We start from the raw sequence: 13,748 nt of genomic DNA, 5'->3' as shown, positions 1-13,748 counted from the left end.
ATTAATTTACTGAAGCTGAAACGGATGTCGAGAGCTGAACCTCGGGTTTCTTCGCCTCCCGAAGCACCAGCAATCCAATGAATAAGGATGCAACACCAATAATGATCAGCAGTGCCCCCAGCTCCTGACTGTAGGCTGTTAGCGCCCCATTCCGAAAAGCCATCCCGCGTATGAGGCGATTCAGCCAATTCATCGGTAATGCCCAAGCGGAAATTTGAAAAAACTCCGGAAACGCAAGTGGACTCAGTTGGATTCCAGTAGCAAGAAATGACGGATACAATACGAAATTGGTTCGTAAATTAACTTTGGATACGTCTTTGGCAGTGTAACCAATCAACAGGCCCATGAGAGACAAGGCAAAGGCATACACAAACAGCGGAAGAATGAACAGATAAGGCTCCGCTACAAAGCGCATTCCCCCCATCTGTTTTAATAAGCCATAACACAGGAGCAGAGAGATAGTGGTCAAAACAGCGTATGGTAGACTACGAACCCAAATCTGCCAAGGTGACTTCCCGTTTGCAAAGAGTTTCCCCTCCTGACGCAAGCGAGGGACAATTGAACCCGCTGCGCTTGTTGTAATCATCAGCGTCACAATATTTACAAATCCAAGCACCATAAAGCCTACGTAACTCGTGGTCGGATTAAACAGCATCCGCTGCTGAAGGGACAATGGAGAAATAATCCCTTTAGAGGTTTCTGCGTCCATTCCTTTCTGAACCAGACGGGTCATCGAAAGCGTCATATTTTCCGTCTGGATGACTTCCTGAATCGCAGTTCGGATGCCGGTTAGCCCTGAGGGCATTGTGTTATCCATTAATATGCCGAGATTCGTTGATAACCCCTGCTGCTGACGCAGCTCCAACTCTTTAGGAAGCATGATGACCGCGACTGCCTGCTCATTTGCCAGTAATGTTTCTGGATCCAGGGGACTGGCGTACACATTAGTTACTTTCATATAAGGAGAACCATTTATTTTAGAGATCAGCTGTCGTGAATACGAACTGTGATCCTCATCAATGACTACAACATGCGATTCGCTGATTTGATTCTTTGAGAACATCAAGCCGAAGAACAGAGCTGCGATTAACGGGCCGATAAAAATCAAGCGTAAATACTTACTGCCCGTTACATACTTCCACTCATCAATCAGTGATTTCATCGAGCTTCACCTCCGCAGTCATCCCCGGAAGTAAATCAGCATTCGCATCCATAGCTACACGGACAAGAAACATGCTTAAATCAGCCTGCCCTTTTTCACGTGACATGCGTAAGCCGGCAAATTGAGGAGCGACTGCGATGGAAGCAATTACACCCGTCACCTCCGCTGGGTGCTCCAAATACGGAAAATGAACGCTAATGCTTTGATTCACCTCTAGCTTTTGGATTTCACTTTCCTGTATGTAGAGGTCTGTATAAAAGTTATTTTTCTGCAAAATCGCCATTGGCATTCCTTGCTGTATTTGATCTCCCGGCTTTACAATAATCCTGTTGACCGATCCGTCCTCTGGCGCGAGTACATCTGTTTCTCCTTCTTCAGCGGATTTAACCTTGAACAATACCTCTCCCTGTTTTATAGAATCACCTGCAGCCACACCGACCTCTACAATTGACCCTGGACTGTTCTGATACAATAGGGTCTTTTGCTCCGCATCTAGAATCCCTTGCTTCCTGCTCTCAGCCTGACTGACAGCATCCTTTCCTTTTACAGCAAGAAGCGCCCCACCAACGATCAACACAATAGCAATTCCGATATACAAACCTGCTTTTATTTTCATTTTCCACTCTCTCCCATTCTCATTTTCCTAACTGCATTTTCGGCAGCCTCCATAATTACTTCTCCCAATGTGGGATGAGGGTGAATGGTCATCGCCAAGTCCTCCACAGTTGCACCCATCTCAATAGCAAGGGCAAGCTCCGACACAAGTGTAGATGCTTCTACTCCAACAATTTGGGCGCCAATAACGATTCCAGAGTTCGGGTCCGCTACAATTTTGACGAAGCCCTCAGTTTCTCTCAAAGCCAAGGCTCTCCCGTTAATCCCAAAGGAGGATTTGCCGATAACGACCGGAATTCCTTTTGACTTTGCTTCCGTTTCACTTAAGCCAACACTGGCCAGCTCTGGATCAGAAAATACAACAAGCGGAATGGCTCTATAATCAACCTCGGAGGAGAGACCAGCAATAGCTTCTGCCGCAATCTTGGCTTCGTAAGATGCCTTGTGAGCAAGGGCAGGACCCGACGTAATATCCCCAATTGCAAAAATATTCGGAATAGCCGTTCTGCACTGTTCATCTGTCTCAATCAATCCCCTGCTCGTCACTGGCAAGCCTATACGGTCCAGCCCTAAATTGCCGTCTGTATTTGGTTTTCGGCCTATAGTGACTAACACATATTCCGCTGTCACATACTGCTCTTCCTGATTTTTTAAATAATGCAGTGTAATGGCATCCGCACTCTGCACTACGTTCACAGCTGTCGCTCCGGTAATCATCTTAATCCCATCAGCTTTCAACTGCCTTCCAACAGGGCTCACAAGCTCCGGCTCAAATCCAGGCAGCACTTGTTCTCCTCCCTCCAGTATCGTTACTTTTGTTCCGAATTTGGCATACATTTGCCCCAGTTCAACACCTATATATCCCCCGCCGATAACTACTAGGCTTGTTGGAACCTCTGGCAGCGCCAAAGCTTCTGTGGAAGACAAAACACGTCCGCCAACCGGAAAGGCTTGCAGCTCAATCGGACGAGAGCCTGTGGCCAGGATGACATTTTTAAAAGAAAGAGTCTGCTCCTGCCCACACTGACTGATAATCGCCGTATGCTCATCAAGCAATCTAGCCTCTCCTACCAGAATGTTTACGCCTGCCGTCTTTAATAAATAGCTGACTCCTCCTGCCTGCTTATTCACAATTCCCTGCTTGAAATCCTGAGCATTCTTAAATGACACTGCCGCATCTGCAGAGCTGAACGCTCTAAGCCACTCATAACGATGGGATTCTGCAATTAATGCTTTGGATGGAATACACCCTACATTTGTACAGACCCCACCTAACTGATCGCGTTCAACTATTGCCGTCTTCATCCCAAGCTGTGCGGATCGCAGCGCCGCCACATACCCTCCCGGACCTGATCCAATGACCAATGTTTCTACGGATTCAAGTTTATTCATCTCCCGATACCTCCTGTTTAGCTATCTCAAAATATGATGATCGTAATATATTATAATCATAATATTTTAAAACCGTCAATAACCTTGTTTAGCCTTTCATAAGCTAGATGTGCTCAGAAACGCTAAATTGACAGGATTTATTATGATGATTATAATATTTTAGAAGTAGAATTATGATGCTGTGGAGTGATTACAATGCCCTATCCCAAAGGCCATAAAATAAAAGTACGGAATAAAATTGTTGAAAGTGCTGCCCAGGCTTTTCGCACCCATGGAATTCATGATGTAAGTGTTCCCTTCATTATGAAAGGAGCCGGATTGACGCATGGAGGCTTCTATTCACATTTTGACAACAAAGAACAGCTGGTCGCCGAAGCCTGCCGATATGCCATCAGCGATACCATCGCACTTCTGCAGAAGGTTGCGGATCAGGAAGACCAGAACCCCAAAATCAATGCGGTCATTGACTATTATTTAAGTCCGTATCACCGCGACAAAACCGAGATGGGCTGCATTATTCCTGCCCTTTCTACCGAATTAGCCCACTCTTCCGAGGATGTTCGGCAGGTATTCACACAGGAGCTAGAGCGGATGATTGATTTTATCTCTACTCTGGCTGGCATCGACACGTCCAAAGGTAGCGCACTGTTCAGTACTATGGTTGGCTCTCTTATTCTTGCACGGACTGTAAATAATCCTGAATTGAGCGACAACCTCCTCTCTGCAGGCAAGCAGTCTGCCAAAAAGCTAGTTATGAACTAATTTTGATTTTGAGCCACAAATGAATCCTCCTCCAAATTTCTTCGTAGTAATATGAAATAAAAGGTAACTGAGGGGTGTATCCAATGAACGAGCAGTATGCAGCAAGGGTTGAATTGTTCGCAGAGAACGCACAGAGGATCAAAAAGGCTTTTCCTTGGCATAATGCAATGGTTAGCCGTTTGGCGGGGTTACTGTACACAGCAGAGAATAAAAGTGCAGATGAGGATGCGATTCGTGCGAGCCACGAGCTTATTAAAGAAAATACCGGAATGTTTTCTTCGTTTAGGGGAAACTCGGCAATCAGTATTGCTACTATGCTCTCTCTTTCTGCTGACAAGGAACAACAGCTTGCAAATACGCTGACCGTGTATGACTTATTGAAGGACGTCAAATTTAGAGCCTCTGATTATCTCGTCGTTGCCGCTTATCAAATCGCCGCTAATACGACAACAGATCAGTATCAGCGTACGGTTGAACGCGCAAAGATGTTTTACGATAGTATGAAAGCGAAGCACCGTTTCCTTACCGGACATGATGATTACATCTTCTCTGCCATGCTCGGCCTTTCCGATATCGACGTGGACAGCGGCATCGACCGGATGGAGCAGCTATACACTACACTAAAGCCTGAATTTATGTCGGGGAACAGTGTCCAAGCTCTGACACAGGTACTGGTTCTTGGAAAAGAAGCTTCTGAAGCAGCGGATCGTGTACTGGCATTACGAGATGCGTTCCGTGCACATGGCATCCGGTTAGATAAGGAATATACCCTTTCTTCGCTGGGCGTGCTTACTTTGCTCTCCTCCAACAATAAGGACATGGTTACGGAAGTCTCAGAGACCTTCGAATTACTGCGTACCAAAAAAGGCTTTGGCAGCTGGTCCATTGTAAAGCAGGAATTGCTACTGTTGTCAGCTGCGCTGGTAGCTTTCAAATATGTAGAGGATGTGCAAAGCGGCATTGTAACCTCGATGCTCTCCACCAGCATCACTAATATTGTGATCGCACAGCAGGCTGCTCTTGCTGGGGCTGCGGCTGCGTCGGCTGCGGCTGCAGCTTCATCTTCTTCGAATTAAGTGGAAATGCGAGGGAAGACATGAACTCAATACAACTCATCACCAATAGGAATGAAGAATGTTTATACCGTCTACTGAATATTTGGGAATCATCCGTGCGGCATACGCATCAATTCTTGTCTGAACAGGACATTGATGCGTTGCGTCCACTGGTTCTACAGGGTTTGGAGCATATAAATCATCTACTTACTTTTATAGATGAGCATGACCAATCCCTTGGCTTCATAGGAGTTCAGGATAACAAGATTGAAATGCTGTTCGTAGAACCTGCTACAATGGGAAAAGGCATCGGTAAATCGCTCGTTACTCATGCCATACAGACTCTAGACGTACATTACGTCGATGTAAATGAACAAAATCCGCAGGCCTTAGGTTTCTATGAGCATATGGGTTTTGAAGTTTTTGAGCGTTCTGCACTGGATGAACAAGGTAATCCATTTCCTATCTTGCATATGGAGTTATCGATCGACTCACGTTAGAAGATTACGTCGCCACTCAAATCAAAAGAGACCGCATCGAGCAGCCATAACAATGGCTGTTCGATGCGGTCCTTTGTGTTTAAGCAGGATCAACTTTAGTTTTTGGTGTGGACGCTGCGCTTATTCTACCGATTTCAACGCCTCAATCATATGAATCCGTTTGAGCTTAATGTGCATGAATGCCATGACTATGCCTGAGAACAGCAGTGTTAACAGTGCGGCATACACATAGCTTGGCCACTTGATGATCGGCGCGAACATCGTCGCATCCAGCTCAGCTGTATTCAAGACGAAGCTGTGCAATATAATGCCAAGACCCGATCCGGCAACAATGCCGAGTAAGCTTAGCAGCAAATTCTCGCGGTAAATATACAACGTTACTTCCTTATCATAAAATCCCAATACCTTGATGGTTGATAGTTCTCTGATCCGTTCAGAGACATTGATATTAGTTAAATTGTAGAGGACAACAAATGCAAGAGCAGCAGCCGATACAATGAGCACCAGGGTTACAACGTCCATACTCTTCATGGTGTCGTCAAAGGCAGTGCCTACGCTGCTTGAAAAGCTGACCGCAGCCACTCCTTCATTGTCTGTCAGCTTCTCTCCGAACTTGTCCTCCCATGCTTTATCGTGCGTGGTATAGTTCAGCAGCTCTGTGTTGAACACCGGTTCTTGTCCAAATACGGAAGAATAATAAGCAGGTGTCATATAGACATAGTGCATTACATAGTTCTCTGTAATCCCTGCCACCTTAATCTTGAATGTCTCGTTATCCTTGTCCACCACACTCAACAGGTCACCGGGCTCAAGCCCGTATAATTTAGCCAGCTTCTCCGAGATTATAGCGCCCTCGTCCGAAAGCATGCGTTTTTCTCCACTTACTCGATCCCGCAGCTCCACATAATCGGATATAGCATCAACAGATGCAGGGATGAACAGATGCACATCCTGATCATTCACACCACTGCTGTGCGCTTTCATCGTTTCCTGTGCCACACTTAATGATCCGGTTATGCTGGACTCGCCAGTGATCAATTGCTCATAGGCATCCCGTGCATCCGCAGACGCATCTTCATGCAGCGCCACAAGTGCATCATATTTCATGATCGTACCGAACTGCTGAGGTGCAATGCTGCCAATCGAGTCTTTGAGACCAAACCCGGTCAGGATCAACGCCGTACAGCCGGCCACTCCGAACACAGTCATGAACATCCGCTGCTTGTAGCGGAATAAATTCCGTGCGGTAACCTTTTGAACAAAGCTTAGTCGTTTCCATACAAACGTAACTCTCTCCAGCAAAATCCGCTGCCCGCTCTTTGGCGCCTTCGGACGCATCAATACGGAAGCGTTGCTGCGTAACTCTACCCGCGCGGCAATCCAAGCTGTCAATGTTGTACAGATTAGCGCCACTATAATAGAAATGATGGAATATGACGGATAGAAGCTTTTGATAAGATCCGGCAGATTATAAAGCGAACTGTACGCATTATAGATAATGGTCGGAAACATGGTAAAACCTAGGGCAAGCCCTGCAACCGAAGCCGCCAAGCTGGCAAGCGTACCATAAACCAAGAATTTGGCCATAATGTCACGGTTGCCATAGCCGAGCGCTTTAAGTGTCCCGATCTGCAGGCGGTGTTCCTCGACCATGCGGGTCATAGTTGTCAGACTGACCAGTGCAGCAATCAGGAAAAAGAATACCGGGAACGCGCTCGCAATTGCCGACAACCGGTCAGCGTTGTCTTTATATTCGGCATATCCCGGATTGGCGTTTCTGTCAGTGATATAGATCTTGGGAAGCGCTAGCTCTGCAAGCTTTTGCTCCCCTGCAGCCAATTCCGCTTTGGCTGCAACCAGTCCATCCGCAATGGCTTTCATATTTACAGCTTGTTCCTGCTGCACCGCCTCTGGCTGGCGCTTTAAGTCAGCGAGCTGCTGCTCGGCGGCGGCTACCTTGTCACGTCCACTGGACAACTCTTTCTCACCTTCCGCACGCATCTCAGTAAGACGCGCTTCCGGTACGCCAGATAGCGCCTGCTCTACTGCCTTGGTATGCTGTTCGATCAATTCCTCATACGCTGGTGAATAAGCCTTCACTCCGATTGTATCCTTGAAGGATAGATAGGCTTCCGTATAGACCGGGAGCTTAAAATCTGACTCCGGGATTGCTGCGAATGCATCCGCCGTCCCTTTACCAATTCCGCTGGTGCCCCGGGCACTCTTCTCTATAAATTGTGGGCTTCTCACAAAGCCCACTACGGTATAATCAAGGGTTTCGAAGTTGTTGGTCAATTCCGCATCCGTTCCAGCTCCGCTGAACGTTACCTTGTCACCTAGTGCATACTTTTCGACCAGCTTGTCATCCAATACCATTTCTCCGGAATTCTCCGGAAGACGACCTTCAATTATGCTGTACTGGTTAAGAGGTTTATCTGAATTGTAAGAATGAACTTTGAGTATCAATGCATTATCGCCACTGAATACATCTGCGCTGTAACCCGGCTGGACTTCGTCCATGCCCGGTACATCACTCAGCAGATCTATGTTCTCTTCGGTCAGACCATAGTTGGTCTGCACCTTCAAATCCATCAGTCTCGTCTCTTGGTAAAAGGTTCCGGCTGTATCCAACATATCTGGACCGGCTGACTTGATGCCGGAAAAAAAACTAACACCCAGCATAATGATTGCAAATATCGAAATAAACCGGGCTTTCGTGTGCCTAATTTCGCGAAAAATATCTTTCCACAACGCTCGCTTTTTCATAGGTGACTTCTCCTTACCATTCGATATCTTCAACAGAAACTGGCGAAGGATTGGTTACCATCTTCCGTACCTTAGCATTGTTAATCTCAATAACCCGGTCTGCCATTGGCGCAATCGCCAGATTATGCGTGATTACAATGACTGTCGTCCCTGTATTGCGGCAGGTATCCTGAAGCAACTTGAGCACTTGCTTGCCGGTATTGTAGTCTAGTGCACCTGTTGGCTCATCGCATAGGAGCAGCTTCGGCTGTTTAGCTAGCGCTCTGGCAATAGCGACACGCTGCTGCTCGCCACCAGACAGCTGAGCCGGAAAATTATCCAGCCGCGCGCCCAGTCCCACATCCTCCAGCACCTTACGCGCATCTAGTGCACGCGGGGAAATCTGAGAAGCAAGCTCAACATTCTCTAGCGTAGTAAGATTCGGCACTAAGTTGTAGAACTGGAACACAAAACCCACATCATTGCGGCGGTAGCCTGTCAACTCCTTGGCACTGAACTTGGCTATGTCCGTACCGTCTACAATGACCTGGCCTTCGTCGGCAGAATCCATCCCGCCAAGAATATTAAGCACCGTCGATTTACCTGCACCGCTGGGACCGACAATCACTGCAAACTCACCTTTATTTATCTCGAAATCAATTCCGTCGTTGGCAACAATCACACTTTCACCCATTTTGTAACGCTTGTACTCCCCTTTTACAGCAACAAAGCTCATTCCTCATCCTCCTGTCTCTATCCAAACCAAGCCTAATTACTTTACATTGTTTCAGTTTATCATAATTAGAACGCCCAAGCCCGAATGGTAAACCCTCATTACGCAAGGTAAAATTCACATCATTAATAAGTTCATTTTTTTGTAACAATAATGTAACAAGGAAATTTTTCCGTAAACGATACTTAGTCATTTGATAGTGTTATAATCACCTTGATTTATTCATTCTTTTCAGGCAAGAGTGAAAGAACAAACAGAAACAGGTGATCAGATGTTCGAACTGAAATGGCTTTGGCAGAACTTAGAGGGGAACCGGACACGGTATATTCTGGCGCTCTGCCTCTCGGTGGTGGGCTCAAGTCTTACGATCGTGAACCCGTACATCAGTCAGCGCATTGTCGATACGTTTATTGCGGGTGACAATGCCCTGCAGAATCTTACACAAGAACGGCAATTATTAATTATGCTCTGCCTAGGCATGATTGGATTTTCTCTACTGCGTACAGGACTTGCTTATTTTACAACCATGCAGTATGAAAAGTCCTCGCAAAACATGATGTACAATATCCGTATTTTTTTGTACAACAAGATTCAAGGACAGGACAGAGACTATTACGACCATAACCGAACCGGCGATCTCATGACCAAGATGACCGGGGATCTGGATATGGTACGGCACTCGATGGCATGGATTTTCAAAACGATCATTGAATCGCTAACGATCTTCATCGCCGCTGTTATCTATTTTTTCACTATAGATGCTCAGCTGACGTTGTGGATGCTAATCCTGTCACCGCCCATTTTTATTGTGGCTTACATATTTGCTAAACGCGTTCGTCCTATGTATATCGACCTGCGTGAGCGGTTGTCCCAGCTTAACACGACAACTCAGGAGAATATTTCAGGAAACCGTGTGGTTAAGGCTTTTGCCCGCGAGGAGTTCGAGGTCCAAAAATTCACAGAGAAGAATGTCAACTATTCCACGGCGAACAAAAAGGCCGCCCTTGTATGGCTTGATTACTTTCCTTATCTGGAATCCTTCGCTCAGGGCTTCAACGTAATTCTTATGTTGGTGGGTGGTTTGTTCCTAATGAACGGCCGGATCACCTTCGGTGAATTCACGGCTTTCTCGTCGCTGATCTGGGCTGTATCCAACCCTATGCGTAACATCGGTATTATTATCAACGATATTCAACGCTTTTTTGCGAGCTTATCCAAAATTGTTGATATCTATTACGCCAAGCCAAATATTATAAATGAGCATAAGTCCACTACTAAACGCCGTTACGAAGGCCGTATTGAGTTCGATCATGTTCGTTTCAAATATGACAGCGCTATCGTACTTGACGATGTTAGCTTTACCGTTGAACCTGGTGAAACTATAGCAATCATGGGCTCAACCGGATCTGGCAAAACAACAATCATCAATCTGATTCCTCGATTCTATGATGTAGCCGAGGGGCGCGTACTTGTCGACGGCGTTGATGTCCGAAAGCTAGAGCTCGATGAGCTCCGCGATAATATTGGTATGGCGACCCAAGATGTACTCTTGTTCTCTGATACTATTGATGGAAACATCGCCTATGGCGATCCTGATCTTCCGGAAGAAGATGCAAAAGGCTATGCCGAGCTCGCGGCCGCACACGACTTCATTACCAAAATGCCTGAAGGTTATGATACCGTTGTCGGGGAACGCGGAGTCGGTCTATCCGGAGGTCAAAAACAGCGTATCGCTTTAGCACGTGCCTTGGCCGTACGCCGTCCGATCCTGATTCTGGATGATACGACCTCTGCTGTCGATTTGGAGACGGAGGAACATATCCAGAAAAGTCTACGCGAGCTGGATTACCCTTGCACGAAGATTATTATCGCGCAGCGTGTATCTACGACCGCGCAGGCTGACCGCATTCTCATTCTGGATGGCGGGAAGCTGGTTGAAGAAGGTACCCACGCCGAACTACTGGCGAAACGGGGCTACTACTACGATGTGTTTAAACTGCAGAACGAGGGTATTGGAAGGCAGGTGACCGCAAGTGGCAAGGAATAAATTCGACGTCGATGAGAATCTGGAATCGCCGTTTAATATAAAACACTTCCGGCGTGCGATGGTATACATCAAACGTAAGAAAACGCCAATGATTGTTGCATTTATACTCAGTGCGCTTTCAGCGGCTATATCCCTATCGGCTCCACTGATCATGCAGCATGTGATCGACGTAACTATTCCGGCAAAAGCCAAGCTTGCGCTGCTGGGCTGGGCTGGACTGATGCTTCTGACCATCGTGGTCAGTGTTTATCTGGCTACTATACGATCACGCATCATGACGAGTGTTGGGCAGGATATTATTTTTGATATCCGTACAGATTTGTTTAAGCATCTGCAAGAGTTGCCCTTCAAATATTATGACGACCGGCCGCAGGGCAAGATTCTCATCCGGGTCGTAAACTATGTCAACGCCGTTTCCGATGTACTGTCCAACGGTATTATCAACTTTATTCTAGAAATCGTGAATTTGCTCTTTATTGCAGCCTTCATGTTCGCCGTTGACGTACGTCTATCATTTGTCATCCTTGCAGGACTGCCGGTATTCTTTGGCATCATGATGCTGATTAAAACTCGGCAACGCCGGGCTTGGCAAGCGGTATCCAATAAGAGCTCCAACCTGAACGCCTATTTGCAAGAAAGCATCAGCGGTATTGGTGTGACGCAAATGTTCTCCCGGGAACAACGTAACGAAGGAATCTTCACACGTCTGGCGGGTAATTTCCGTACAGAATGGATGAAGGCTCTACGTTACAACATGCTTATTCCGTTCTCCGTAGACAACTTGTCTACGATCGTTACATCATTGATTTTCCTTGTAGGTCTACTAACACTTAGTCCACAAGACATGACCCTCGGTGTCATTCTGGCGATGAGCAGCTACGCTGCCCGCTTCTGGCAGCCGATTCTGAATCTTTCGAACCTGTACAATAACTTCATCAACGCCGTTGCCTATCTTGAGCGTATCTTTGAGACGCTGGATGAGCCAGTTACCGTCAGTGATATTCCAGACGCGAAGACACTGCGACCTGTAGAGGGCCATGTCACTTTCGATGATGTAACCTTTGCCTATGACCCAGGACTCAATATTCTGGAGAATATCTCCTTTAAGATCAAAGCGGGAGAAAGCATCGCTCTGGTGGGACCAACAGGTGCAGGCAAAACTACGGTCGTCAATCTGATCTCGCGCTTCTATAATATTTCCAGCGGTAAGATTCTTATCGACGATCAGGATATCTCGCAGGTTACACTGAAGTCTCTGCGCAGCCAAATGGGAATTATGCTACAGGACAGTTTCATCTTCTCCGGTACGATCTTGGACAATATTCGTTACGGTAAACTCGATGCCACCGAGGAAGAAGTAATCGCCGCAGCGAAAGCCGTCTGTGCCGACGAATTCATCCGTGAATTCGATCAAGGCTACCTGACAGAGGTCAACGAGCGTGGCTCCAAGCTATCTCAAGGACAGCGGCAGCTCATCTCGTTCGCAAGAACGCTCTTGGCTGATCCGAGAATTCTCATACTAGATGAAGCCACTTCATCGATCGATGCGAAGACTGAACGTTTGCTGCAAAAAGGTCTGAATGAGCTCCTTAAAGGACGTACCTCGTTCATTATCGCGCATCGCCTGTCCACCGTAAAAAACTGCGACCGCATTATGTATGTATCTAATAAAGGTATTGCGGAAAGTGGCTCACATGATGAGCTTATCGCACAAAAGGGGCTTTACTACCGCCTCTACACGGCACAGAAGATGGAAGCATAACTCAATAAACACCAAAAAAGCTCAGGGCGATTTACAGCCTGAGCTTTTTTGGTGTTTATATATTCTTAAAAATATGCAAACTAATCTATTACCGTCCAAATATTTAGCGCAAGTGAGCGAACCGCAATATTCGTGTGATTTCTGTACACCCTCAAACGCTCTGCAGGCTCTAGCTGGTCGTTCAACCGTCTTCAAGATTACCCATCGTATACTACTTACTCTCATCATTCTTTTTCTGTATAAACACATACGTACTCTCATCCGACAGCTCATCCGCATAGCTGAAATCAAACCCGTCGAAGCCTTTGATATCCTCCACACAGGTGATTTGCCGCTCAGCCATGAAGCGTACCATCTCACCTCTGGCCATCTTGACCAGAGTCGCTCTCTCAACGATCTTACCGCCGATTTCCTGCCCGAATACACAACTAATCACTCGAACGTTTCCGACAACATACGGGGAGATGCACTTGCTGTATTCCTTGGAGGCCAGATTCAGAATGATGTCAGTTTCCGAAAATAGCTGATCTGCCAGCTTCCTGTTCCAGAACTCGTAGATAGATTTGAAACCTGGTCCGCTGAGCTTAGCCTGCATCTCCAGCCTGTACGGAACAACGCCGTCAAACGGCCGGACGATTCCATAGAACCCGGACAATATCCGTAAATGCTGCTGAAGATATTCGAGCTCCTCCATTTGAAGTACCCCAGGTGCCATGTACTGATACTGGATCCCCTCATAAGAAAAGATAGCCGGAGTAAGATTCCGTGTTACATCCATCTCCCGAATCCGCTCTACATTTAGCGTGGCGATGGCATCATTACATTTCCATAGCGATTTGGCTTCTTCATAATTCAACTTTTGTAATAAGGCCAGAAGAGTCTGTGACTCGCTTATGAATTGCGGCAGCTGGCGGCAATCCATAAAATCCGTATCCATCTTCATCTTCTTGGCAGGCGATATAATGATTCTCATGA

At 46.6% G+C, this 13,748-nt stretch carries 11 protein-coding genes; 5 read left to right on the top strand and 6 right to left on the bottom strand.

Features of this window, described 5'->3' with window-relative positions; translation table 11 throughout:
• Position 1 precedes the first annotated feature (1 nt).
• From NST74_RS03680 to lpdA, 3 genes are read right to left on the bottom strand one after another with little or no spacing between them, the layout of a single operon-like run.
• A complete protein-coding gene (locus tag NST74_RS03680; protein ID WP_341110433.1) occupies positions 2 to 1,162 on the bottom strand; it encodes an ABC transporter permease in 1,161 nt (386 codons plus the stop codon).
• On the bottom strand, positions 1,146 to 1,778 hold the full coding sequence (locus tag NST74_RS03675) for an HlyD family efflux transporter periplasmic adaptor subunit (protein WP_341110432.1): 633 nt from the start codon (positions 1,776 to 1,778) through the stop codon (positions 1,146 to 1,148). The genes NST74_RS03680 and NST74_RS03675 overlap by 17 nt, the downstream gene beginning before the upstream one ends.
• The gene (lpdA, locus tag NST74_RS03670) at positions 1,775 to 3,169 is read right to left on the bottom strand and encodes a dihydrolipoyl dehydrogenase (RefSeq protein ID WP_341110431.1); all 1,395 of its coding nucleotides are present in this window, start codon (positions 3,167 to 3,169) and stop codon (positions 1,775 to 1,777) included. The genes NST74_RS03675 and lpdA overlap by 4 nt, the downstream gene beginning before the upstream one ends.
• A 195-nt stretch (positions 3,170 to 3,364) precedes the next feature.
• On the opposite strand from lpdA, the gene NST74_RS03665 reads away from it, so the two are divergent.
• The 3 genes from NST74_RS03665 to NST74_RS03655 all read left to right on the top strand — a co-directional run bounded on the left by NST74_RS03665 (position 3,365) and on the right by NST74_RS03655 (position 5,486).
• The gene (locus tag NST74_RS03665; RefSeq protein ID WP_042124157.1) at positions 3,365 to 3,931 is read left to right on the top strand and encodes a TetR/AcrR family transcriptional regulator; all 567 of its coding nucleotides are present in this window, start codon (positions 3,365 to 3,367) and stop codon (positions 3,929 to 3,931) included.
• Between the two features lie 83 nt (positions 3,932 to 4,014).
• Positions 4,015 to 5,007 (top strand): DUF4003 family protein, encoded by a 993-nt coding sequence (locus NST74_RS03660; RefSeq protein WP_076300281.1) that lies wholly within the window; start codon positions 4,015 to 4,017, stop codon positions 5,005 to 5,007.
• A gap of 20 nt (positions 5,008 to 5,027) precedes the next feature.
• Positions 5,028 to 5,486 (top strand): acetyltransferase, encoded by a 459-nt coding sequence (locus tag NST74_RS03655; protein ID WP_341110430.1) that lies wholly within the window; start codon positions 5,028 to 5,030, stop codon positions 5,484 to 5,486.
• 120 nt (positions 5,487 to 5,606) lie between these two features.
• Here the strand turns inward: NST74_RS03655 and NST74_RS03650 are convergent, their stop codons facing one another.
• Together NST74_RS03650 and NST74_RS03645 are read right to left on the bottom strand one after the other, a co-directional pair.
• Positions 5,607 to 8,252: an FtsX-like permease family protein gene (locus tag NST74_RS03650; RefSeq protein WP_341110429.1), complete on the bottom strand. Its 2,646-nt coding sequence runs from the start codon at positions 8,250 to 8,252 to the stop codon at positions 5,607 to 5,609.
• Positions 8,253 to 8,265: 13 nt separating this feature from the next.
• Complete coding sequence (locus NST74_RS03645; protein ID WP_042124149.1) at positions 8,266 to 8,967, bottom strand: ABC transporter ATP-binding protein; 702 nt, start codon at positions 8,965 to 8,967, stop codon at positions 8,266 to 8,268.
• 238 nt (positions 8,968 to 9,205) lie between these two features.
• Between NST74_RS03645 and NST74_RS03640 the strand changes: the two genes are divergently transcribed.
• On the top strand, positions 9,206 to 11,011 hold the full coding sequence (locus NST74_RS03640; RefSeq protein WP_341110428.1) for an ABC transporter ATP-binding protein: 1,806 nt from the start codon (positions 9,206 to 9,208) through the stop codon (positions 11,009 to 11,011).
• Positions 10,998 to 12,773 carry an ABC transporter ATP-binding protein gene (locus tag NST74_RS03635; protein ID WP_042124145.1) on the top strand — a complete coding sequence of 592 codons (1,776 nt, stop codon included), beginning with the start codon at positions 10,998 to 11,000 and terminating at the stop codon, positions 12,771 to 12,773. The genes NST74_RS03640 and NST74_RS03635 overlap by 14 nt, the downstream gene beginning before the upstream one ends.
• Positions 12,774 to 12,984: 211 nt before the next feature.
• On the opposite strand, the gene yaaA is transcribed toward NST74_RS03635, so the two are convergent.
• Positions 12,985 to 13,746, bottom strand: a complete 762-nt coding sequence (gene yaaA / locus NST74_RS03630; protein ID WP_341110427.1) for a peroxide stress protein YaaA — start codon at positions 13,744 to 13,746, stop codon at positions 12,985 to 12,987.
• Between the last annotated feature and the right edge of the window lie 2 nt (positions 13,747 to 13,748).

The organism is Paenibacillus sp. FSL F4-0125 (genome assembly GCF_038008565.1).
Classification (GTDB): Bacteria; Bacillota; Bacilli; order Paenibacillales; family Paenibacillaceae; genus Paenibacillus_AQ.
This window is presented reverse-complemented; position numbering and strand designations above follow the sequence as displayed.

What these genes read in the sequence shown, in the direction of transcription:
- NST74_RS03680 (WP_341110433.1), bottom strand. Translation starts at nt 1,162, where the DNA reads ATGAAATCACTGATTGATGAGTGGAAGTATGTAACGGGCAGTAAGTAT.
- NST74_RS03675 (WP_341110432.1), bottom strand. Translation starts at nt 1,778, where the DNA reads ATGAAAATAAAAGCAGGTTTGTATATCGGAATTGCTATTGTGTTGATC.
- lpdA (WP_341110431.1), bottom strand. Translation starts at nt 3,169, where the DNA reads ATGAATAAACTTGAATCCGTAGAAACATTGGTCATTGGATCAGGTCCG.
- NST74_RS03665 (WP_042124157.1), top strand. Translation starts at nt 3,365, where the DNA reads ATGCCCTATCCCAAAGGCCATAAAATAAAAGTACGGAATAAAATTGTT.
- NST74_RS03660 (WP_076300281.1), top strand. Translation starts at nt 4,015, where the DNA reads ATGAACGAGCAGTATGCAGCAAGGGTTGAATTGTTCGCAGAGAACGCA.
- NST74_RS03655 (WP_341110430.1), top strand. Translation starts at nt 5,028, where the DNA reads ATGAACTCAATACAACTCATCACCAATAGGAATGAAGAATGTTTATAC.
- NST74_RS03650 (WP_341110429.1), bottom strand. Translation starts at nt 8,252, where the DNA reads ATGAAAAAGCGAGCGTTGTGGAAAGATATTTTTCGCGAAATTAGGCAC.
- NST74_RS03645 (WP_042124149.1), bottom strand. Translation starts at nt 8,967, where the DNA reads ATGAGCTTTGTTGCTGTAAAAGGGGAGTACAAGCGTTACAAAATGGGT.
- yaaA (WP_341110427.1), bottom strand. Translation starts at nt 13,746, where the DNA reads ATGAGAATCATTATATCGCCTGCCAAGAAGATGAAGATGGATACGGAT.